Origin of the sequence: Shewanella sp. M16 (genome assembly GCF_018224605.1) — a bacterium.
GTDB lineage: Bacteria > Pseudomonadota > Gammaproteobacteria > Enterobacterales > Shewanellaceae > Shewanella > Shewanella oncorhynchi.
Map to the genome: position 1 here is coordinate 1 of NZ_JAGTUL010000144.1, position 316 is coordinate 316.

The window sequence follows — 316 nt, forward strand, 5'->3', positions numbered from 1 at the left end:
GCGCTCACCACTTTGTGGTTCATGACTGGGGTGAAGTCGTAACAAGGTAGCCCTAGGGGAACCTGGGGCTGGATCACCTCCTTACCTATACGACTAACTTAATGTTTGTTGAGTGTTCACACAGATTGCTTGTTTATCTTCTCTTAGGAGAAGTCAGAGCTGAATGCGCCGCTAGCCGGTACGCATTGTTCTTTAACAATTTGGAAAGCTGATAGTATTTAATTGCATGAGTCTGTCATGTGATTAATTACAAAACGTTTAATGCGCAAGCATTGAACATGAGTTCTCAAACACTTTATTAAGTGTCTTGAATATT

Annotated in this window: 1 rRNA gene; it reads left to right on the forward strand. The window is 41.5% G+C overall.

Going from position 1 to position 316, the window contains the following annotated elements:
* Positions 1–84: ribosomal RNA gene (locus KFE26_RS23795) — 16S ribosomal RNA — on the forward strand; the annotation flags it as partial.
* Positions 85–316: the final 232 nt, after the last annotated feature.